Raw genomic sequence first — 20383 nt, 5'->3', positions numbered from 1 at the left:
TCAATATCCGGGACAGCGCAATCGAATTCGTCGAAGATGCTTTGCTCCGAATGGCGGACGTCGATTCGAGAGAGCGCTTACTGGAAACGACTTTTCAGAGGGTTTTCAGGATTTTCCGTTGTTGACAACGCTGCCGGGCGTTCTCATGATGTTGCAGGACCCTGCGGAGGAGTAGCCGTGAGCGTGACCATTCACGACGTCGCCCGCCGGGCCAACGTGTCGATCTCGACGGTGTCGCGGGCGTTCACGTCCCCGGATCTGGTCCGGCAGCAGACCCGCACCCGGGTGCTGGCCGCGGCGACCGAGCTGGGTTACCACGCCGCCGGCGCGGCCCAGCCGGTGCCTTCGGTCCGCACCGGGCACATCGGCATCGTGGTTTCGGACCTGGGCAACCCGTTCTTCACCGGGGTGCTCAACGGCGTCCAGGCCCGCGCGCGCCAGGACGACATCGCGGTGCTGTTCGCCAACAGCGACGAAGACCCGGCCACCGAGCAGAACCTCGTCCGCCGGATGGCCAAGCAGGTCGACGGCGTCGTGCTGTGCAGCCCGAGCATGACCGACGAGCAGCTGCGCGCGCTCGCCGGGCAGACCACCCTGGTGCTGCTCAACCGCGAGGTGCCCGGGATCCCGTCGATCGTGATGGACGCCGCGGACGGGATGCGGCAGGCGGTCCAGCACCTGGCCGCGCTCGGCCACCGCCGCTGCGCCTACCTCGGCGGGCCGCGGACGTCGTGGGCGAACCTGGCCCGCCGGCAGGGCCTGACGGAGGCCGCCGAACGGCACGGCACGGACGTCGTCGAGTTCGGCCCGTTCCCGCCGGTGTTCGAGGGCGGGCTGCAGGGCGCGGACCTCGCGCTGGCGGCGGACGTGACGGCGATCGTCGCCTACAACGACCTGGTCGCCTTCGGCGCGCTGGCGCGGCTGAACGCCCGTGGCGTGCCGGTGCCGGACGAGATCAGCCTGGTGGGTTTCGACGACCTCGTCTTCGCCGCGATCTCCGCGCCGCCGCTGACGACGATCGCGATGCCGACGGAGGCGGCGGGCCGGGCGGCGGTCACCATCCTGCTCGGCCTGCTCGACGGCGAAGCCGACGCGCACACGACGCAGGTGCTGGACACCTACCTGATCGTCCGCGCGACGACGGCCCCGCCGGCGGGCTAGCCGCTGAAGATGTGACGGTTCAGGAACGGGTTGCGGAACTTGCCTCCGCCGTCGAGTTCCGCTGCCAGCGCGCGGAAGTCGGCCATCCGCGGGTACCGGGCGGCCAGCCCGCCGCCGTGGAAGAGCTTGCCCCAGTGCGGGCGCGCGCCGAACGGGGCCAGGCGCTCCTCGATCACCGGCAGCACCGCTTCGACGTCGGCCTGCCGCGGTTGCCAGGTGAAGTGCAGCGCCACCCGGTCGCCGCCGTGGCACGGGCTCAGCCAGGCCTCGTCGCCCGCGATCGCGCGGATCTCGGACACCAGCAGCAGCGGCGCGACGAGGTCGCCGATCTGGCGGACCGCCTGGATCGCGGCCACCGCGTGCCGGTACGGCACGAAGTACTCCGACTGCAGCTCGTCCCCGACGCTCGGGGTGAACGCCAGCGCGAAGTGCGGGAGCCGCTCGTGCCACGGGCCTGGCACGCCTTGCTGCGGGGTGCAGTTGTCCGCCGGGATGCCGGCCGCGTGCGCGGGGTGGCGGGGCCCGTCGGCGGGCACCGCCCCGAAGAGCCCGGGCCGGTCGGTGCAGGCGTCGGTACGGCTCTTGACCCACACCTGGTCGATCGCGTCGTTCGCCCAGTTCGTGAACAGGCTGACGCTGTAGCCGGCGTCTTCGATTTCGTCGAAGTGGCGGTACGCGGCGTCCCACGGCAGGTCGTCGAACACGTCCTGGCGCACGTCGAACGCGGGCACCAGGTCCAGCGTCAGCCGGGTGACGACGCCGAACGCGCCGAGGCCGACGGCCAGCCCGGGGAATTCGCGGTCCTCACGGGTGAACGTCCGCAGCCCGCCGTCGGCGGTGACCAGCTCGATCGCCGAGACGGCCGAGGCGAGCCCCGGTTGCCGCCGCCCGGAGCCGTGGGTGCCGGTGGCGATGCTGCCGGCCACGGTGATGTGCGGCAGTGAGGCGAGGTTCGGCAGGGCGTACCCGGCGGCGTGCAGCCGGCCGGCGAAGTCGCCATACCGGGCGGACCCGCCGACGGTCACCGTCCCGTCGTGGATCTCGACCGGGGTGTCGAGCCGGCTCAGGTCCAGCAGGACACCACCGGGCGAATCCGCGATGTCGTTGAAGCAGTGCCTGCTGCCGAGCGCCTTGACGCCGGTCGCCGCGGCGACGGCCTCCCGCACCTCGTCGACGGTGCGCGGGGTCAGGACCGTCTCCGCGCCGTAGGCGTGGTTCCCCGCCCAGTTCGACTCGCCCACCCGCATCGTCCTTCCCCGTGCCGGATCTTCCCCCGCCGACCCTACGCGGCCGAAGTCCCGGCCCGGCGGCAAGGTCGGCGGGCAGTTCGTCCACAAAGGACAACGCACCGAAGGCCACCACGGCGGACGTGGTGGCCTTCGGGTCGTGGGCGATCAGTCCGTGCCGAACTCCATCGCGGCGTTGTCGAGCAGCTCGACGTCGTCGGTCTTGCCGCGCGAGGCGATCACCTCGGCGCCGCCTTCGGGCATCGCGCCGATCAGGCCGGTCGACGCGGCCTGGGCGGCGCCGATCAGCTTCGGGTTCGAGCCGCCGACCATGCCGAGGCTCGCGTACTGCTCCAGCTTCGCGCGCGAGTCGGCGATGTCGAGGTTGCGCATGGTCAGCTGGCCGATCCGGTCGACCGGGCCGAACGCCGAGTCCTCGGTCCGCTCCATCGACAGCTTGTCCGGGTGGTAGCTGAACGCCGGGCCGGTAGTGTCGAGGATCGAGTAGTCCTCGCCGCGCCGCAGCCGCAGCGTCACCTCGCCGGTGATCGCGGTGCCGACCCAGCGCTGCAGCGACTCGCGCAGCATCATGGCTTGGGGGTCCAGCCAGCGGCCCTCGTACATCAGGCGGCCGAGGCGGCGGCCTTCGTTGTGGTAGCTGGCGAGGGTGTCCTCGTTGTGGATGGCGTTGACGAGCCGCTCGTAGGCGGCGTGCAGCAGCGCCATGCCCGGGGCCTCGTAGATGCCGCGGCTCTTGGCCTCGATGATCCGGTTCTCGATCTGGTCGGACATGCCCAGGCCGTGCCGGCCGCCGATGGCGTTGGCCTCCAGCACCAGGTCGACGGCGGTGGCGAACTCCTTGCCGTTGATCGTCATCGGCCGGCCGTGCTCGAAGCCGATCGTGACGTCCTCGGCCGGGATCTCGACCTCGGGGTCCCAGAACGCCACGCCCATGATCGGCTTGACGATCTCGATGCCGGTGTCCAGGTGCTCCAGCGACTTGGCCTCGTGCGTGGCGCCCCAGATGTTGGCGTCGGTCGAGTAGGCCTTCTCGGTGCTGTCGCGGTAGGGCAGCTCGTGCGCGAGCAGCCACTCGGACATCTCCTTGCGGCCGCCGAGCTCGGTGACGAAGTCCGCGTCGAGCCACGGCTTGTAGACGCGCAGGGAGGGGTTGGCCAGCAGGCCGTAGCGGTAGAACCGCTCGATGTCGTTGCCCTTGTAGGTGGAGCCGTCGCCCCAGATCTGGACGTCGTCCTCGAGCATGGCGCGCACCAGCAGCGTGCCGGTGACGGCGCGGCCGAGCGGGGTGGTGTTGAAGTAGCTGCGGCCGCCGGTGCGGATGTGGAACGCGCCGCACGTCAGCGCCGCGAGCCCCTCCTCGACCAGGGCTTCCTTGCAGTCGACGAGCCGGGCGATCTCGGCACCGTACTGGCCGGCCCGGCCGGGCACCGACTCGATGTCGGGCTCGTCGTACTGGCCGATGTCGGCGGTGTAGGTGCAGGGGACCGCGCCTTTGTCGCGCATCCACGCGACCGCTACGGAAGTGTCGAGGCCACCGGAGAAGGCGATACCGACACGCTCGCCGACGGGCAGGGAAGTGAGCACCTTGGACATGCGAATGATTATGCACGGCCATGCATCGTCGTGCAATCCGGGGTGCCGGGGGTCACGAAAACCCGGTTGACCTGGGTGGTTCGGTGGGATCATGCGGATGCACGCGGATCAGCACGCCATCGACGCCGGCCTGGTCCGGCGGCTCGTCGACGGGCAGTTCCCGCGCTGGGCCGGGTCGCCCCTCACTCCCCTGGCCTCCGGGGGCACGGTCAACGCCGTGTACCGCCTCGGGGACGACCTGACCGTCCGGCTCCCCCTGACCGCGGGCGGCGCCGGAGACATCGCGAAGGAACGAGAGGCCCTGGCCACGCTCGCCGGGCTGCCGGCGGCGGTCCCGGCCGTCGTCGCGGTCGGCGAGCCGGCTGAGGGCTACCCGTGGCCGTGGGCGGTGCACGGCTGGCTCGACGGCGCACCGGCGCGCGAAGGCCGCGACGCGCCGGCCCGCGACCTGGCGGACTTCGTGCGTGCGCTGCAGGCGCACCCGGCGGAAGGTCCCCCGACCCGCCGTGGGAAGCCGCTGCCGGACGTGGACCCGGCCACCCGCCGGGCGATCGAGGAGCTGAGCGGCACCGACGAGCCGTTCGACGCGGAGGCGGCCCTCGCCGTCTGGACCAGGGCGCTCGACGCTCCACAGTGGACCGGACCGCCGCGCCGGCTGCACGGCGACCTGATGCCGAGCAATCTGCTGCTGCGCGACGGTCGCCTGAGCGGTGTCCTCGACTGGGCCACGGCCGGGATCGGCGACCCGGCGATCGACCTGATCCCCGCGTGGAACCTGCTGACCGCGGACACGCGGCGCACCTTCCGCGAGGCCGTCGGCGCCGACGACGCGACCTGGGCGCGCGGCCGCGGCCGGGCGCTGTCGATGGCCGTGATCCAGCTGCCGTACTACCGGCACACGAACCCGGTCATCTCGGCCAACGCCCGATACGTGCTCACGGAGCTGGGGTGCCGTCCAAAGCCGTGAAGGCCTCCTTACCGGCCATAAGAGCCGGTAAGGAGGCCTTCACGGACAGAGCAGCTCAGCTCGGCAGGAGCGCCGGCGCCGCGAGGCGGGTGGCGTTCGCCGCCGCGTCGTCCGGTGCTTCCTGCGCCGAGCGCTCCGCCTCGACGCGGGCCAGGTAGTTCGCCACCTCACGGTCCGTGCGGTGGGAATCCCAGCCCAGCAGCGGGGCCATCAGACCGGCCACGACGGGGGCCGCCGCCACGCCGCGGTCACGCTCCTCGATCGAGATGCGCGTCCGCCGGGTGAGGACGTCCTCCAGGTGCAGCGCACCTTCGTGGGAAACCGCGTAGACGGCCTCCACGCGGAGGTACTCCGAGGTCTCCGTGATGGGGTCCCCGAGCGAAGGGTCCTCCTCGATGAGCGAGAGGAGGTTCCAGATCCGCGTGCCGTACCGCTGCAGCAGGTGCTCGACGCGCGTCAGCGGCAACCCCGCCTTCGCGGCCACGCCGAACCGGTCCTCCCACAGCTCGTGGTAGCCCTCGGCGCCGACGATCGGCAGCCGGTCGGTCCACGACGGCGGGGCCGGGCGGCCGACCTCCTCCACCGCGACGTCGACGGCGTCGGCGGCCATCACCCGGTACGTCGTGTACTTGCCGCCGGCCACGATGACCAGGCCCGGCACCGGGCGTGCCACCGCGTGCTCCCGCGACAGCTTCGTCGTCGCGGCCGCCTTCGCCGCCAGCAGCGGACGCAGACCCGCGTAGACGCCCTCGATGTCGTCGTGCGTCACGGGGGTACGCAGGACGGCGTTGAGGTGGTCGAGCACGTAGTCGACGTCCGCGCGGCTCGCCGCCGGGTGCTCGCGGTCGAGGTCCCACTCGGTGTCGGTGGTACCGACGATCCAGTGCCGTCCCCACGGGATGACGAAGAGCACGCTCTTCTCGGTCCGCAGGATCAGCCCGGTGTCGAGGTCGATCTTCTCCCGCGGCACCACGAGGTGGATGCCCTTGGACGCGCGGACGGTGAACGGCGCGGGGATCCCGGCCGCTTCCGCCATGTCGTCGCTCCAGACCCCCGTGGCCGCCACGACCGTGCGGGCGCGGATCTCGAACTCGACCCCGCTCTCGCGGTCCACGACCTTCGCCCCGACGACGCGCTCGCCGTCGCGAAGCAGCGACGTCACGCGAGTCCGCGTCAGGACCGAAGCGCCCTGCTCGGCGGCCGTCCGGGCGATCGTCATCGTGTGGCGGGCGTCGTCGACCTGGGCGTCGTAGTACTGGATCGCCCCGATCAGCGCGTCGTCCGCCAGCGCCGGGGCCACCTTGAAGGCGCCCCGCTTGGAGAGGTGCCGGTGCCTCGGCAGCGCGCGGGCGCCGCCGAGGGTGTCGTACAGCGTGACGCCGGTGCCGATGTAGCCGCGCTCCCACACCCGGTGCTGCAGCGGGACCAGGAACTTGACCGGCCGCACCAGGTGCGGGGCCAGCTTCTGCAGCAGCAGCCCGCGCTCCTTGAGCGCTTCGCGCACCAGCTTGAAGTCCAGCTGCTCCAGGTAGCGCAGGCCGCCGTGGATCAGCTTCGACGACCGGCTGGACGTGCCGGCGGCGAAGTCGCGGGCCTCGACCAGCGCGGTCGACAGGCCCCGGGACGCGGCGTCGAGCGCGACGCCGGCCCCGGTCACCCCGCCGCCGACGACGAGCACGTCGACTTCTTCGTTCACCAGCTTCCGCAGGGTTTCCGCCCGGTACTGCGGGGAAAGCGGGGTCACGGTGTTCCTCCTCATGGTCACTGCACGTCGACCCAGTCGAGCGTGCGGCCCACGGCCTTCTGCCAGCCCGCGTAGCCCTCGGCGCGCTGTTCGTCGCTCCACGACGGCGTCCAGCGCTTGTCCTCGTTCCAGTTCTGCTCGAGCTCGTCGGTCGACTTCCAGAACCCGACGGCCAGGCCGGCCGCGTACGCGGCGCCCAGCGCGGTGGTCTCGGCCACGACCGGCTTCGACACCGGCACGCCGAGGATGTCCGCCTGCAGCTGCATGCACAGCTCGTTGGCGGTGACGCCGCCGTCCACCCGCAACACGTCCAGCGTGACGCCGGAGTCGTTCTGCATGGCCTCGACGACATCGCGGGTCTGGTAGCAGATCGCCTCGAGGGTGGCCCGCGCGATGTGGGCGTTCGTCGTGGCGCGGGTGAGCCCGACGATCGCGCCGCGGGCGTCGGAGCGCCAGTACGGCGCGAACAGGCCGGAGAACGCCGGGACGAAGTAGACGCCGCCGTTGTCCTCGACCTGGCGGGCCAGGCTCTCGCTCTGGGCCGCGCCGCTGATGATGCCGAGCTGGTCGCGCAGCCACTGCACGGCCGAGCCGGTGACGGCGATCGAGCCTTCCAGCGCGTAGACCGGCTTGTCGTCGCCGAACTGGTAGCACAGCGTCGTCAGCAGGCCGTGCCGGGAACGCACCAGCTCCTGGCCGGTGTTGAGCAGCAGGAAGTTGCCGGTGCCGTAGGTGTTCTTGGCCTCGCCGGGCCGGAAGCAGACCTGCCCGACCGTCGCCGCCTGCTGGTCGCCGAGGACGCCGGTGATGGCGACCTCGCCGCCGAGCGGGCCGTCGGCGCGAGTGGTGCCGAAGCCGGGGTTCGACGACGGCCGGATCGCCGGGAGCATCTGCCGCGGGACGTTGAAGAACGACAGCAGCTCGTCGTCCCAGTCGAGGGTCTCGAGGTCCATCAGCATGGTGCGGGAGGCGTTGGTCGGGTCGGTGACGTGCACGCCGCCGTCCGGGCCGCCGGTGAGGTTCCAGATGAGCCACGTGTCGGTGGTGCCGAAGAGGGCGTCGCCCTTCTCGGCGTCCTCACGCACGCCGGGGATGTTCTCGAGGATCCACTGCAGCTTGCCGCCGGAGAAGTAGGTGGCGGGCGGCAGGCCGGCCTTCCGGCGGATGATGTCGCCCTTGCCTTCGCGCTCCAGCGCGGAGGCGATCCGGTCGGTGCGGGTGTCCTGCCAGACGATCGCGTTGCCGTACGGGCGGCCGGTGCGGCGGTTCCAGACGACGGTGGTCTCGCGCTGGTTGGTGATGCCCAGCGCGGCCAGGTCGTTCACCGTCAGGTTGGCCTTGTTGAGCGCGGTCGCGATGACCGAGCGGGTGCGTTCCCAGATCTCGGTGGCATCGTGCTCGACCCAGCCCGGCTTGGGGAGGATCTGCTCGTGCTCCAGCTGGTGGCGGGCGATCTCGTTGCCGCCGTGGTCGAAGATCATGAAGCGGGTGCTGGTCGTGCCCTGGTCTACGGCACCGACGAAGTCCGGCATGGTGGTTTTCCCTTTCAGGCGGCGGGCTCGAGGTCCTTGGCGGGCATGGCGTCCAGCGGGTCGCCCGCCGGGAGGTGACGCTCGATGAGGTACTTGTAGATCGCGCCGCCGATGACCGCGCCGATGACGGGTGCCACGATCGGGATCCACCAGTACGGGAAGCCGTATTGGTCGGTGAACGCCGTGTCGTAGCCGGTCAGCCAGGACGCGAGGCGCGGGCCGAAGTCGCGGGCGGGGTTGATCGCGTAGCCGGCGTCGGTGCCCCAGGCCATGCCGATGGCGACGACGAGGAAGCCGACGACGACCGGGGCCAGGTTCGCGCCCGGCGAGGTGTTGCGCAGGTCGGTGATCGCGAAGATCACCAGGACGAGGATCGCGGTGCCGATGATCTGGTCGCGGAAGGCACCCCAGTCACCGACGGGAAGCGTGCCGTTACCCGGAAGGGTGGAGAACACGCCCTGGGTCTTGATCGTCAGGCCGGGGTCCTTGGCGTTGAGGACCTCGGTGTAGTTCCAGCGCACCAGCAGGGCGGCGAGGAACGCGCCGGCGGTCTGGGCCAGGGCGTAGGGGGCGACCTTGCGCCACTCGAAGCCCTTGAACACCGCGAGGGCGATGGTCACGGCCGGGTTCAGGTGCGCGCCGCTGATCCGCGAAGCGACGTAAACACCGAGCGTGACGCCGAGGCCCCAGGCCCAGGCGATGCTGTCGTGGTCCCCGATGCCCGCGGCGACGACCTGCGCCACCACCCCGCATCCGAACAGGATGAGGATCATCGTCCCCACGAACTCGGCGGCCATTTCGCCGGCGAGCCCACGGGCCTTGAGGCTTCGCACCATTGCTTTCCTCCACAAAGGACCTTGTCCCCCTACTGGTGGAGGGAAAGTTAGGTTCGCCACGCGGGAGGGTCAACGGACGGCGGTCGGCATTGTCGAACGGCCGGTGTCGATGTTCGACATTGTCGAATCGCGGCCGGTCGGGTTAGGGTCTCGCCGTGCCGGGTCCGATCCAGTCCATCGAGCGCGCCGCCGCGATCCTGCGGTTGCTGGCGCGCGGCTCGGGGCGCCTGGGCGTCGGCGAGATCGCCGAGTCGCTCGAACTGGCGAAGGGCACCGCGCACGGGATCCTGCGCACCCTGCAGGGCGTCGGGTTCGTCGAGCAGGACCGCGACACGGGCAAGTACCAGCTCGGCGCGGCGCTGCTGCACCTGGGCACGAGCTACCTCGACGTCAACGAGCTGCGGTCGCGGGCCATCAACTGGGCCGACGCGCTGGCCGCCCGCAGCGGCGAGGCGGTCCGGATCGGCGCGCCCCTGGAGGGCCGGGTGCTGGTCGTGCACCACGTGTTCCGGCCGGACGACAGCCTGCAGACGCTCGACGTCGGCACGCTGCTGCCGCTGCACGCGACCGCGCTGGGGAAGGTCCTGCTGGCCTACGACACGACGTTGAAGGCGACCCCGGAGCCGTACACGCGCCGCACGCTGGTCACCCAGACGGCGATCAAGCGGGCGTGTGCGAAGGTACGGGAGGCGGGCTGGGCGGTGGAGAACGGCGAGATGATCTCCGGCGAGGCGGGGATCGCGGCCCCGATCCGCGGGCACGGCGGCATCGTGGTGGGCGCGATCGGCGTGTCGGGCGCGGCCGAGCGGATCTGCGAGCCCGACGGCGCCCCGAGCCCGCGGTTGCTGACCCATATCCGCGACGCGGCGCGCGCGGTGTCACGGGACCTGGGTGCGTCCCGATGGTGAAGGATGCGGCCATCCCCCGGCGACGCCGGACGTCGCGAATGACTCATTCGGGACCTCGGAGGTCCCGAATGAGTCATTCGCGGCACCCGGGGACGGGCAGAAAGGCGGTGAGCACGTGGTCCAGCGGTACGTGATGTCCATCGACCAGGGCACCACCTCTACCCGGTGCATCCTGTTCGACGCCCGCGGCCGGCTCGTCTCCGTCGTGCAGCGGGAGCACCAGCAGCACTTCCCGCGCCCCGGCTGGGTCGAACACGACGCCGTCGAGATCTGGCGGAACCTGTCCCGGATCGTGCCGCAGGCCCTCGCCGACGCCGGCGCGACCGCCGACCAGGTCGTCGGCCTCGGGATCGCCAACCAGCGCGAGACCACCGTGCTGTGGGACCGGCGCACCGGCAACCCGGTCGGACGGGCGATCGTCTGGCAGGACACGCGCACCGACGCCATGCTCGAGCAGCTCGCCCGCGAGCCGGGCGCCGACCGCGTCCGGCAGCTGTGCGGCCTGCCCCTGGCCACCTACTTCTCCGCGCCCCGCATCCGCTGGCTGCTCGAACGCACTCCCGGCCTGCGCGAACGCGCCGAGCGCGGCGACGTCCTCTTCGGCACCATCGAGAGCTGGCTGATCTGGAACCTCACCGGCGGCGCCGAGGGCGGCGTGCACGTCACCGACGTCACCAACGCCTCCCGCACCATGCTGATGAACCTGCGCACGCTGAACTGGGACGACGAGCTCCTCGACTTCTTCGACGTCCCGCGCGCGATGCTGCCGGAGATCCGGTCGTCGACCGAGGTCTACGGCACCACCAGCAGGGTGGTGCCGGGCATCCGGATCGCCGCCGCGCTCGGCGACCAGCAGGCGGCCCTGTTCGGCCAGACCTGCTTCGCGCCCGGCGAGGCGAAGTGCACCTACGGCACCGGCAGCTTCCTGCTGCTCAACACCGGCCCGACACCGGTGCTGTCCACCCACGGCATGCTCACCACGGTCGGGTTCAAGATCGGCGACGAGCCGGCGGTGTACGCCCTGGAAGGCTCGATCGCCGTCACCGGGTCACTGGTCCAGTGGTTCCGCGACGGCCTGGAGCTGATCGGCAGCGCACCCGAGATCGAGACCCTCGCCCGGACGGTCGAGGACAACGGCGGCTGCTACATCGTCCCCGCGTTCTCCGGCCTGTTCGCGCCGCACTGGCACAGCGAAGCGCGCGGCGTCATCGCCGGGCTCACGTCGTACATCACGAAGGGCCACCTGGCACGGGCGGTGCTGGAGGCGACCGGCTGGCAGACGCGCGAGGTCGTCGACGCGATGAACGCCGACTCCGGGCTGGCGCTCTCGACGTTGAAGGTCGACGGCGGGATGACCGCCGACAACCTGCTGATGCAGTTCATCGCCGACGTCCTCGACGTGCCGGTGGTGCGCCCGATGGTGGCGGAGACGGTGTCGCTCGGCGCGGCGTATGCGGCCGGGTTGTCGGTCGGGTACTGGCCGGACCTGGAAGGGCTGCGACGCAACTGGCACCGGGCCGGTCAGTGGTTGCCGGCGATGGACCCGGTCCGCCGCGACAGCGAGTACGCGCACTGGCGCCAGGCGGTGGAGCTGACGTTCGGCTGGATGCGCCCGGCTCCGGCGGCGGCCGCGCCCGGCTCGGACCTGGTCGAGGTGCTGCTGGCCGACCACCGCCGGTTCGAGCAGCTGCTGCGCGACCTGCGCAACGCCGAGGCGGACCGCCCGGCCCTGGTCGCGGAGCTGGCGGCCCTGCTGGTGGCCCACGCGACGGCGACCGAGCGGATCGTCCAGCCGGCGGCGCCGGGCAAGCCGTTCGGCGACGACCTCCTGGCGGTCCTGGACGGCGACGATTTCGAGAAGGCGTTGCTGCGCTTGGAAAACGCCGTGGACGCGCACGTCCGCGGCGAGGAACGCGGGCTGCTGAACGAACTGCGCCGGGAAATGTCCACTTCGGACCGGACCGGGCTGGGCCGCGCGTTCGTCGCGGAACGCCGCCGCCAGCTGGACCTGGACTGCGGCCGGGCGGACCACATCCGCGGGCTCGGCGATCGCCTGCGGCTCTAGTCCCGCCCAGCGGGAAATCCGGTTCCGCGTCCTGCCATCCGGGTGAAGCGAGGTCCGGGCCCCGCCCCGGCACGGGAGACTGCGGGAGCCGATTCGCCTCTGGAGGGAGCACCATGTCCGCAGCCGCCGACGAAGCCCTGCTGTCCCTGTCCACCCCGGCCGGGCTCGCCGATCCGTACCCGGTCTACGCGAAGCTCCGCGAGCAGGCGCCGGTCTTCCGCAGCGAAGTCTTCGACGGCTGGGTGCTCAGCCGGTTCGCCGACTGCCAGCGGGTGCTCGCCGACGGCGAGACGTTCCTGGTGCTGGACGCGCAGTGGCGCGACCGGCACCGGCCGGGCTGGCGCGACAACCCGGCCATGGTGCTGCTGGCCGCGCTCCTGCCGTGGAAGAACCCGCCGGAACACACGCGCGAGCGGCGGTTGCTCATGCGGGACTTCACCGTCCGCCGCGTCCAGGCGCTGGAACCCGTGGTGCGCCAGGCCACCGACCAGGTGCTGGACCGCTTCGCCGACGCCACGGCGGACGGCGGCGCCGCGGAGTTCGTCGGCACGGTGCTCTACCCGCTCGGGATGGCGGTGATCGGCGGGCTGGTCGGCGTCCCCGAAGCCGACCACGACCGGCTCCGCCGCGTCACCGACCTGATCGGCAAGCAGGTCAACCCGGCGATGTCGCCGGACCTGCGCGCCGAGGTCGACGCGGCGGCCGTCGAGTTCCGCGCCTACTTCACGGACCTGATCGCCCTCCGGCGCGCGGAACCCCGGGACGACCTGACGTCCGCGCTGCTGGCCCGGCCCGCCGACGACGCCGAGCCGATGTCCGCCGACGACGTGCTCAACTCGCTCATCGTGTTGTTCGGCGGCGGTTACGAGACCACCGCGGGCGCGCTGGGCATCGGGATCCACGCGCTGTTGACCCACCCGGAGCAGTTCGCCCTGCTCACGGGCGATCCCGGGCTGGCGGCCGGAGCGGCCGAGGAGATCCTGCGGTGGGACGGGGCGGCCCAGATGAGCCAGCGCGCGGCCGCCCGGCCGGCCGTGGTCGGCGGCGCGGAAATCCCGGCCGGCGACGCGGTCGTGGTCCTCAACGGAGCGGCGAACCGGGATCCCGAACGCTTCCCGGACCCGGACCGGTTCGACATCACCCGGGACGCCGGCCGGGGCCTGTTCTTCGGCCACGGTCTGCACCTGTGCCTCGGCGCGGCCCTGGCCCGGCTCGAGATGACCGTCCTGCTCGAACAGATCGGAAAGCGGTTCCCGGCGTTGCGGATCGCGGGCGAGGTGCAGCGCCGCCAGAACCCGTCCCTGCGCGGGATGGCGGCGCTGCCCCTCACCCGGTGACCGCCGGCTCGAGGCAGGCGGCGGTTCGCTGGTCGGCCGCGGGTTGTCGTGCGTGGTAAAGAGGGTTGGAACCCTCTTTACCACGCACGCCCCTCGGACGCGGGATACCGGTCCGCAGCCTGCCGGAAAACCCGTTGCCAGGCCGAAGGTTCTTCTGTCAGCGTGGTCTCAGTCGTCCGGACCCGCCTCGGCCGGGCCGCGTCCCTCCGCCCGGTTGCCCGGCGGCGTCGAGGACTCCCATGTCGCCCACTGTCTCCGGTTATCGCTTCGTGCTGCGCACCCCGGGCGCCGCCGCCTTCTTCTTCACCGCCGCCGCGGGCCGCGCCGGCATCGCCATGACCGGTCTCGGCCTGATCTGGCTGCTCCACGCCCGCACCGGCTCCTACACCACCGCCGGCCTCGCCGCCGCCGGGTTCGCCCTCGCCGAAGCCGTGGCCGGCCCGCAGCTCGCGCGGCTGGTCGACCGGTTCGGCCAGACCCGCGTCCTGCCGTTTTCCGTGGCCACCCACGGCATCGCCATCGCCGGTGTCCTCGTCACGCCCACCCCGGCGGCGATCGCCTCAGCGGTCTGCGCCGGCGCGGCCGTCCCCCAGCTCGGGGCCCTCTCCGCGGCCCGCTGGGCGCACCTGCTGCGCGAACGCCGGGCCGATGAACTCCCCACGGCCTTTTCGCTGGAGTCACTGGCCAACGCCACCGCGTTCCTCCTCGGGCCTGTCCTGGTCACCGCGCTCGGGGCGGCCGGCCACGCGACCCTGGCCAGCGCCGTCGCAGCGGCCCTGATCGTGGGCGGTGGTGCGGCCCTGGCCATCCAACGCCGCACCGCGCCCCCACCCGCCCGCGAGCGCGCGCACCCCGTCCTCTTGCGACCGCGTTTCCTTCGCCTCGGCCTGCTCAACCTCGCCGTAGGGCTGTACTTCGGCACCATGGGCGTCTCGGTGAGCGCGTTCGCCACCGAGCACGGCGTGCCCGGCGCGGCCGCGCCGATCGTCGCCGCCGCCGGCATCGGCAGCCTGGTCTCGGGCTGGCTCTACGGGCTGCGCCGGCACCGCGCCCCGGCCCGGCTCCAGCTCGTCGTCGCGACCGCATACCTGACGACGACGGCGCTGCTGCTTCCCCTGGCCCCGACAGCGACCTGGCTCGGGATCGCCGTGGTGGTCAACGAGGCGGCCGTCCCACCCACGCTCGTGCTGCTGAACGTCCTCACGGAGAAGGCCGTCCCCCTGGCCGTCCTCACTCAGGCGTTCACCTGGAACAACTCCTTGAGCACTGCCGGTTCTGCACTGGCTGCGTTCGTGGCCGGCCGCACCACCGACGGGCTCGGCGCTTCCACCGCCTTCGCCCTGGCCCCTGCGGCCGGGTTCGTCCTCCTCGTGCTGTCCGTCCTCCACTGGCGGTGCACCACACACGAGATGGCCTGACGGCTCTGGGCGCGAAGCCGGTCTCGCGCTGGCTGGAGTGTCACACCTTGCGCGCCCGGTGGTCACCTGCTCTGCGTCGTGCCGGTGCACAGCGACCCGGAGACGTTCGCAAGGCTCGCACGGACCTGGCCGTGAGGTGACCCGCTAGACACCCCGCAGGCAGCGGCTGCTCTCCCGCACCACCAGCTCGGCCTCGACCGACCCGCGCATCGGTGCCGGAACGCCGTCGATGCGGGCCTCGAGCACCGCCAGCGTCTGGCGGCCCGCCGCGACGAAGTCCTGGCGGACCGTCGTCAGCGGGGGTGCGAAGTAGGCCGCCTCGGGGACGTCGTCGAAGCCGACGACGTGCGCGTCGCGCGGGACCTGCATTCCCGCTTCGGCGAAGGCCGCGAACAGGCCCAGTGCCATGTGGTCGTTGGCCGAGAACACCGCGCCGACGCCCGGTTCGACGGCCAGGGACTGGCCGGCCCGGTAGCCGGAGCGGGCGGACCAGTCGCCGCGGACCACCGGCGGGATCTCCGCACCGTGGCGTTCGAGGGTTTCGCGCCAGCCGCGCTCGCGGGCGCGGGCGATGGGGCCGTCTTCGGGACCGCCCAGGTGCCAGACCGTCGGGTGGCCGAGCGCCAGGAGGTGCTCGGTGGCGCGGCGCGCGCCGTCGTACTGGCCGGTGGGCGCGGCCGGGATGAGCGGGATGCCGGGGACCGGCGCCATCTCGGCGACCAGCCGCGCGTCGAGCACGATGATGCCCGCCACGCCCTGCAGCCTCAGGCCGGCCACGGCCGCCATCACCGCCGCGCCGCCGTGGCCGGTCACGCTGAAGACGCTGACCTCGTACCCCTGCTCGCGGGCGGCCGCGCGGAGGCCGTGCAGCACGGGCCCCGTCACGGTGGCCGCGGTGGCGATCACCCCGAGGGTGCCGCGCCGGTGGAGAACCGGCGCGCGGAGCGGGCCGTCGGGACCTGCGTCGTCCACGGACATGGAGTGATGTTAGCGATCACACGGGTGGACGTGAACTTTGTTCACCTTCCATAAATAACGAACAGGTAACGGCGAGATCGCGGCTTGAACCGCTTCCCGGCGGCAGCCGTTCCCCCCAATGCCGGAACCAGTGACACCGGACGCGGTCCCCCGATCCCCGCGCCCGGCGCCGCTCCCCGGGTTCCGCGCGTTTCCCCACCGGGCACGCAGCTGTCTTCGGCGTGCCCGGAAAACCGAACGAGGTGAACATGGCCCGGAATACCACCCGCTCCCCCGCCACGGGCAGACATCGCATTTCCCGCCGCACGAAGATCGCGACCGGTGGTCTCGCCCTCGCGATCGCCGTCGGCGGCATCGTCGTCGCGACCACGGCCGGGCGCAGCGACGAAGCGAGCGCCGACCCCGCCAGCAAGTCCTTCTTCATCGACATCACGAAGGTGCCCGCGGGCTCCAACGTGAACAAGGCGTTGCAGCAGAAGGGCGCGCGCGGCACGTTCACCGTGGACTGCGGCCGCAACGAGAACCAGCACTTCAACCCCGACAACTTCATCGCCCAGCCCGGCATCAAGAACGGCGCCCAGCACCTGCACGACTACGTCGGCAACCTGTCGACGAACGCCGACTCGAACAACAAGAGCCTCCTGAAGGCCGGCACGACCTGCAAGAACGGCGACAAGTCCGCCTACTTCTGGCCCGTCGTCCGGATCGACACCGGCGACGCCGAAAAGAACCCGCCGGGCAAGGACCCGAAGGGCGACCGCGCGCAGAGCGCGAAGGACAAGGCCAGCTCCCAGGTCGACTGCCCGGACGTCGCGAGCAAGCTCCCCGACGTCCCGGACCAGGCGATGGACGAGGTGAACCGCAACCTCGACCTGCTCGACAAGCAGATCGACGAGGCGAACAAGCGGATCGCGAACGGCGACCTCAAGACGCCGCAGGACATCCAGAACGCCGTCATCGGCCCGCTCAAGGACAAGCGGGTGGCCACCATCGACCGGATCGCCATCGCCATCGGCCGGCGCGCCCAGAAGCCGACCAACCTGGGCGGGCTCGCGCCGTGCGTGCTCAAGCAGAACGGCCAGGGCGGCCTCGACAACGGCGGCGGCAACAGCAACGGCCAGCCCGCCGAGCTGCCCGGCGTGAACGACAAGAACGAGGTCGGCGACAACGACGGCGAGATCCAGCGCGTCCAGGCGGCGATCATCACTTTCACCAGCGGTGGCGCCAACAAGGTCGTCGCGATGCCGCAGTTCCTCCGCATCCTCTACGGCGACGCCAAGCAGAGCACCAACGGCCCGGCCAACGCCCGGGCGAGCTGGACCTGCACCGGGTTCGAAGACCGGCTCACGGACAAGTACCCGATCTGCCCGCAGAACAGCAAGGTCGAGCGCATCCACGCCTTCCCGAACTGCTGGGACGGCAAGAACATCGACAGCGCCAACCACCGCACGCACATCGTGTTCTCCGACCAGCAGGGCCGCTGCCCGCAGGGCTTCAAGAACGTGCCGCAGCTGGTGATCAAGCTGATCTACAACATCCCGCGGGACATCCAGCTCAAGGGCCAGTACAAAGTGGACGCCTTCGCGCAGGAGAAGCACAATCCCCGCTCGGACCACGACGACTTCGCCAACGTCATGGGCCAGCGCCTGATGAACCAGGCCGTCAACTGCATCAACACCGGCAAGCGCTGCAACCAGTAGCCCGGCCGAACGGCCGTGAAGGCCTCCTTACCGGCCATAAAAGCCGGTAAGGAGGCCTTCACGGACATCAGGACCGCCGGACCCAGGTGACTGTGTCCGTGAGCAGCCGGCCACCTTGGACGGAGGTCGCCTGGATGAGGTTCGGGCCCGGATGGAGGGCGACCGCGGGCCAGACGGCGATGTGGTCGTCGGGCACCCGGGTGCCGAGCGGGACTCCGTTGACCGAAAGGCTCACCGGCACGGTGCCCGCGTAGACCTTGACGTCGGTCGTGGCGGTGGTCCGGACCGTGTCGCGGGCCGAGGTGATGTGCAGGACCGGGCGGGACGACCAGTTGGCCTGGTACCAGTAGAAGGCGTCCTTTTCGGTCAGCCGGTCGTCGGTGACCAGCCCCTTGTCGTTGATCCCCGGGCGGTCGCCCTCGTTGCGCCCGTCCGAAGCGAAGTCGAACATGACCCACACGAACGAGCCCCAGAGGTACGGATGCGCCTCGATCGCGCGCCACGCCGCTTCGGCGACCTCCGCCTGGTACTCCTCGGGGTGCCAGTGCCCGCCGGGGACCGGCGGGGCCGGGTGCTGTTCGTGCTGGCGGACGCTCGCGCCCGCCCCGTATTCGGAGACGGCGATCCGCCGGCCCGGGTCGGCCCGGTGGAGGTCGTCGGCCCACGTGCCCAGATTCGCCGCACCCGGCACGTACCAGCCGTAGTAGCGGTTGTAGCCGGTCAGGTCCGCGTGCCCGGCGAGAGGGTCGGTGTCGGACAGGCAGCAGTGGGCGTACGTCGTCAGGCGGTCCGGATCGTCCGCGCGGAACACGGCCTGAGTTGCGGCGAGCACGGCGTTGGCGGCCGGGCTGGAGGCGTACTGCTCGTTGCCCAGGCCCCACATCGCCACCGACGGGTGGTTCTCGTTCTGCCGGACCAGCTCGTGCGCCTGCGTCTCGGCGTTCGCGGTGAAGGCCGCCGAATCGGTCACCCAGCCGACCAGGGGCACCTCGGTCCAGACCACCAGGCCCAGCCGGTCGGCGAGGTCGTATTCGCGCGGCGAGTGCTGGTAGTGGGCCATCCGGACGGCGTTCGCGCCCAGCTCGGCGATCAGCGCGTAGTCGGCGTCGATGTCGGCGGCCGACACCGCGGCGCCGCGGCCGGGACGGCTGGGCAGCTGGGTGTTCACCCCGTGCAGCGGGTACGGGACGCCGTTGAGCAGGAAGCCGCGCGCGGGATCGGCGGCAAAGGTGCGCAGCCCGAGCGGGACGGTCACCGCGTCTCCGCCCACTTCCGCCGTGACCGAGTACAGGTAGGGATCGCGCACGCCGTCCCACCGGTGCGGGTCGCGCACGCGCAGCGCGGACGTCACCGGCAGGGTCGAGCCGGCTCCGACGGTGACCGCGCCCGCGGAGACCGCCACGACGCGGCGCGCGGCGTCCCGGACCACCGTCCGGACCGGGATCCGCCGCGGCACGGCCGTGTCGTTGGTGACCCTGGTGGTCGCCTCGAGGTCGGCGGCCGCCGCGGTCAGCGCCCGCTGCCGCACCGAAACGCCCGGACCGCCGTAGTCGAGCGCGTCCACGTGCACCGGGTCGGTGACGACCAGCTTCACCTCGCGGTAGAGCCCGCCGAACAGGGTGAAGTCGCCGTCGAGCGGGGCCACGCCGGGGTTCTTCCGGTTGTCGACCGCCACCGCGACCGACACCGTCCACCCGGCGGGCGCGAGCGCGGTGACGTCGAAGCGGAACCCGGAGTAGCCGCCCTCGTGCCGCCCGGCGCGGTGCCCGTCGACGTAGACGTCGGTGACCAGATTGGCGCCGTCGAACTGCAGGAAGACCCGCCGGTCCCCCGCCGGGACGGCCAGCCGGGTCCGGTACCACCCGACGGCACGCCGGTAGTCGCCGCCGCCGTCCGCGCCGTCGGCCGCGTTCCACGTGTGCGGCACCGAAACCGGCGCCCAGGACGTGTCGTCGAAATCGGGGGCCGCGGCGCCGGCGACGTCGCCGAGGTGGAACCGCCAGCCGGCCAGCGGCGTCTCGACGCGGGGGTGGCCCGAGGCCGCCGCCACCGGGACGCAGAAGCCGCACAGCAGCACGGTGACCACCGCGAGGACGAACCGGCGCACGCGACCCTCCACTCAGGAACTGGTGACGGAGTAGCTGTTGGTCGTGAAGTTCAGGCCGCCGGACGACGAGGTGATCTCGAAGCCGAACTGGACCTCGCCGAGCGTGACGTCGCCGAACCAGCCGCGCGCCTTGATCCAGTTCAGCACGGCCAGCACGTCGACCGTCCCCGCGTTCGTGTTCGACGTGCGGACGAACGAGAACACCGCGTTCGAGCCGTTCGATCCCTTGTAGACGTCCCAGGTGTGCCCGCCGACGGTCGCGGTGGTCTGCTTGGTGCCCAGCGGCCCGACCGCGCCCTGCTTGTTCATCCAGAGCATGGTTTCGTAGGCGTTGTTGTTCGCCCAGATGTCATACGCGGTCTCGTAGGCGCCGCTGCCGGGGCGGGTGACGTTGAAGCTGCTCGAAACCTTCGAAAGCGAGCTGAGCTGCCTGCCGACGTTCTTCGCCGAGTGGGGGTAGGACTTCACCCCGCCGGTGTTGGGCTGGTCCGACCAGACCCCGAAATTGCTGTGCGAGTTCGCCCAGATGCTCTGCGGGCCCGCCCCGCTGCCCCAGACGTCGTTGCGGATCGTGTAGCCGCCTTCCGACCAGGTCGCCCATTTGTCCGAAGACGACCAGGTCGCCGCCGAGGCGACCCCCGCCGAAGTGGCCACCGAAGCGGCCACGGCCAGGGAAACCACCAGGGAACGCACGACTTTGTGCATGGTCACATCCTGTCGTCGGTGAAGGATTCACCAAGACTATGACCGGGCCGTCAGCGCGTGGTCAAGCATTGCCGGGCGCATTCGA

At 71.6% G+C, this 20383-nt stretch carries 15 protein-coding genes; 7 read left to right on the top strand and 8 right to left on the bottom strand.

Annotated elements, in window-relative coordinates; translation table 11 throughout:
- The first annotated feature begins 177 nt into the window (after positions 1–177).
- Positions 178–1161: a LacI family DNA-binding transcriptional regulator gene (locus tag AB0G28_RS08020; protein WP_361084486.1), complete on the top strand. Its 984-nt coding sequence runs from the start codon at positions 178–180 to the stop codon at positions 1159–1161.
- Here AB0G28_RS08020 and AB0G28_RS08015 read toward each other — a convergent pair.
- Both AB0G28_RS08015 and argG read right to left on the bottom strand, forming a co-directional pair.
- Complete coding sequence (locus AB0G28_RS08015) at positions 1158–2408, bottom strand: FAD-binding protein (protein WP_361084483.1); 1251 nt, start codon at positions 2406–2408, stop codon at positions 1158–1160. The two genes, AB0G28_RS08020 and AB0G28_RS08015, sit on opposite strands and share 4 nt — an antisense overlap.
- 147 nt (positions 2409–2555) lie before the next feature.
- A complete protein-coding gene (gene argG / locus AB0G28_RS08010) occupies positions 2556–4001 on the bottom strand; it encodes an argininosuccinate synthase (RefSeq protein WP_361084480.1) in 1446 nt (481 codons plus the stop codon).
- A gap of 88 nt (positions 4002–4089) precedes the next feature.
- Between argG and AB0G28_RS08005 the strand changes: the two genes are divergently transcribed.
- Positions 4090–4968 carry an aminoglycoside phosphotransferase family protein gene (locus AB0G28_RS08005; RefSeq protein WP_361085298.1) on the top strand — a complete coding sequence of 293 codons (879 nt, stop codon included), beginning with the start codon at positions 4090–4092 and terminating at the stop codon, positions 4966–4968.
- Positions 4969–5023: 55 nt separating this feature from the next.
- Here AB0G28_RS08005 and glpD read toward each other — a convergent pair whose 3' ends face one another.
- The 3 genes from glpD to AB0G28_RS07990 are packed head-to-tail and all read right to left on the bottom strand — an operon-like array spanning position 5024 to position 9080.
- On the bottom strand, positions 5024–6727 hold the full coding sequence (glpD, locus tag AB0G28_RS08000; protein ID WP_361084477.1) for a glycerol-3-phosphate dehydrogenase: 1704 nt from the start codon (positions 6725–6727) through the stop codon (positions 5024–5026).
- A gap of 2 nt (positions 6728–6729) precedes the next feature.
- A complete protein-coding gene (gene glpK / locus AB0G28_RS07995; RefSeq protein WP_361084475.1) occupies positions 6730–8244 on the bottom strand; it encodes a glycerol kinase GlpK in 1515 nt (504 codons plus the stop codon).
- Positions 8245–8258: 14 nt separating this feature from the next.
- Positions 8259–9080 (bottom strand): MIP/aquaporin family protein, encoded by an 822-nt coding sequence (locus tag AB0G28_RS07990; protein ID WP_361084472.1) that lies wholly within the window; start codon positions 9078–9080, stop codon positions 8259–8261.
- 155 nt (positions 9081–9235) lie between these two features.
- Here AB0G28_RS07990 and AB0G28_RS07985 point away from each other — a divergent pair, with 155 nt between their 5' ends.
- The 4 genes from AB0G28_RS07985 (at position 9236) to AB0G28_RS07970 (ending at position 14808) form a co-directional block, all read left to right on the top strand.
- Positions 9236–9988, top strand: a complete 753-nt coding sequence (locus tag AB0G28_RS07985; protein ID WP_361084469.1) for an IclR family transcriptional regulator — start codon at positions 9236–9238, stop codon at positions 9986–9988.
- 115 nt (positions 9989–10103) lie between these two features.
- A complete protein-coding gene (glpK, locus tag AB0G28_RS07980) occupies positions 10104–12053 on the top strand; it encodes a glycerol kinase GlpK (RefSeq protein WP_361084466.1) in 1950 nt (649 codons plus the stop codon).
- A gap of 113 nt (positions 12054–12166) precedes the next feature.
- The gene (locus AB0G28_RS07975) at positions 12167–13390 is read left to right on the top strand and encodes a cytochrome P450 (RefSeq protein WP_361084463.1); all 1224 of its coding nucleotides are present in this window, start codon (positions 12167–12169) and stop codon (positions 13388–13390) included.
- A gap of 239 nt (positions 13391–13629) precedes the next feature.
- The gene (locus AB0G28_RS07970; RefSeq protein ID WP_361084460.1) at positions 13630–14808 is read left to right on the top strand and encodes an MFS transporter; all 1179 of its coding nucleotides are present in this window, start codon (positions 13630–13632) and stop codon (positions 14806–14808) included.
- A 144-nt stretch (positions 14809–14952) separates the two neighbouring features.
- On the opposite strand, the gene AB0G28_RS07965 is transcribed toward AB0G28_RS07970, so the two are convergent.
- The gene (locus AB0G28_RS07965; protein WP_361084457.1) at positions 14953–15786 is read right to left on the bottom strand and encodes a substrate-binding domain-containing protein; all 834 of its coding nucleotides are present in this window, start codon (positions 15784–15786) and stop codon (positions 14953–14955) included.
- 248 nt (positions 15787–16034) lie between these two features.
- Between AB0G28_RS07965 and AB0G28_RS07960 the strand changes: the two genes are divergently transcribed.
- Complete coding sequence (locus AB0G28_RS07960) at positions 16035–17486, top strand: DUF1996 domain-containing protein (RefSeq protein ID WP_361084455.1); 1452 nt, start codon at positions 16035–16037, stop codon at positions 17484–17486.
- A 67-nt stretch (positions 17487–17553) separates the two neighbouring features.
- Here AB0G28_RS07960 and AB0G28_RS07955 read toward each other — a convergent pair whose 3' ends face one another.
- Both AB0G28_RS07955 and AB0G28_RS07950 read right to left on the bottom strand, forming a co-directional pair.
- Positions 17554–19593: a glycoside hydrolase family 2 TIM barrel-domain containing protein gene (locus AB0G28_RS07955; protein ID WP_361084452.1), complete on the bottom strand. Its 2040-nt coding sequence runs from the start codon at positions 19591–19593 to the stop codon at positions 17554–17556.
- Positions 19594–19605: 12 nt separating this feature from the next.
- Positions 19606–20298: a hypothetical protein gene (locus AB0G28_RS07950; RefSeq protein ID WP_361084449.1), complete on the bottom strand. Its 693-nt coding sequence runs from the start codon at positions 20296–20298 to the stop codon at positions 19606–19608.
- Between the last annotated feature and the right edge of the window lie 85 nt (positions 20299–20383).

The sequence above is a fragment of the Amycolatopsis sp. NPDC021455 genome, from assembly GCF_040640995.1.
Classification (GTDB): Bacteria; Actinomycetota; Actinomycetes; order Mycobacteriales; family Pseudonocardiaceae; genus Amycolatopsis.
The sequence above is the reverse complement of the archived record's forward strand: the minus strand, read 5'-3'. Positions and strand labels throughout refer to the sequence as shown.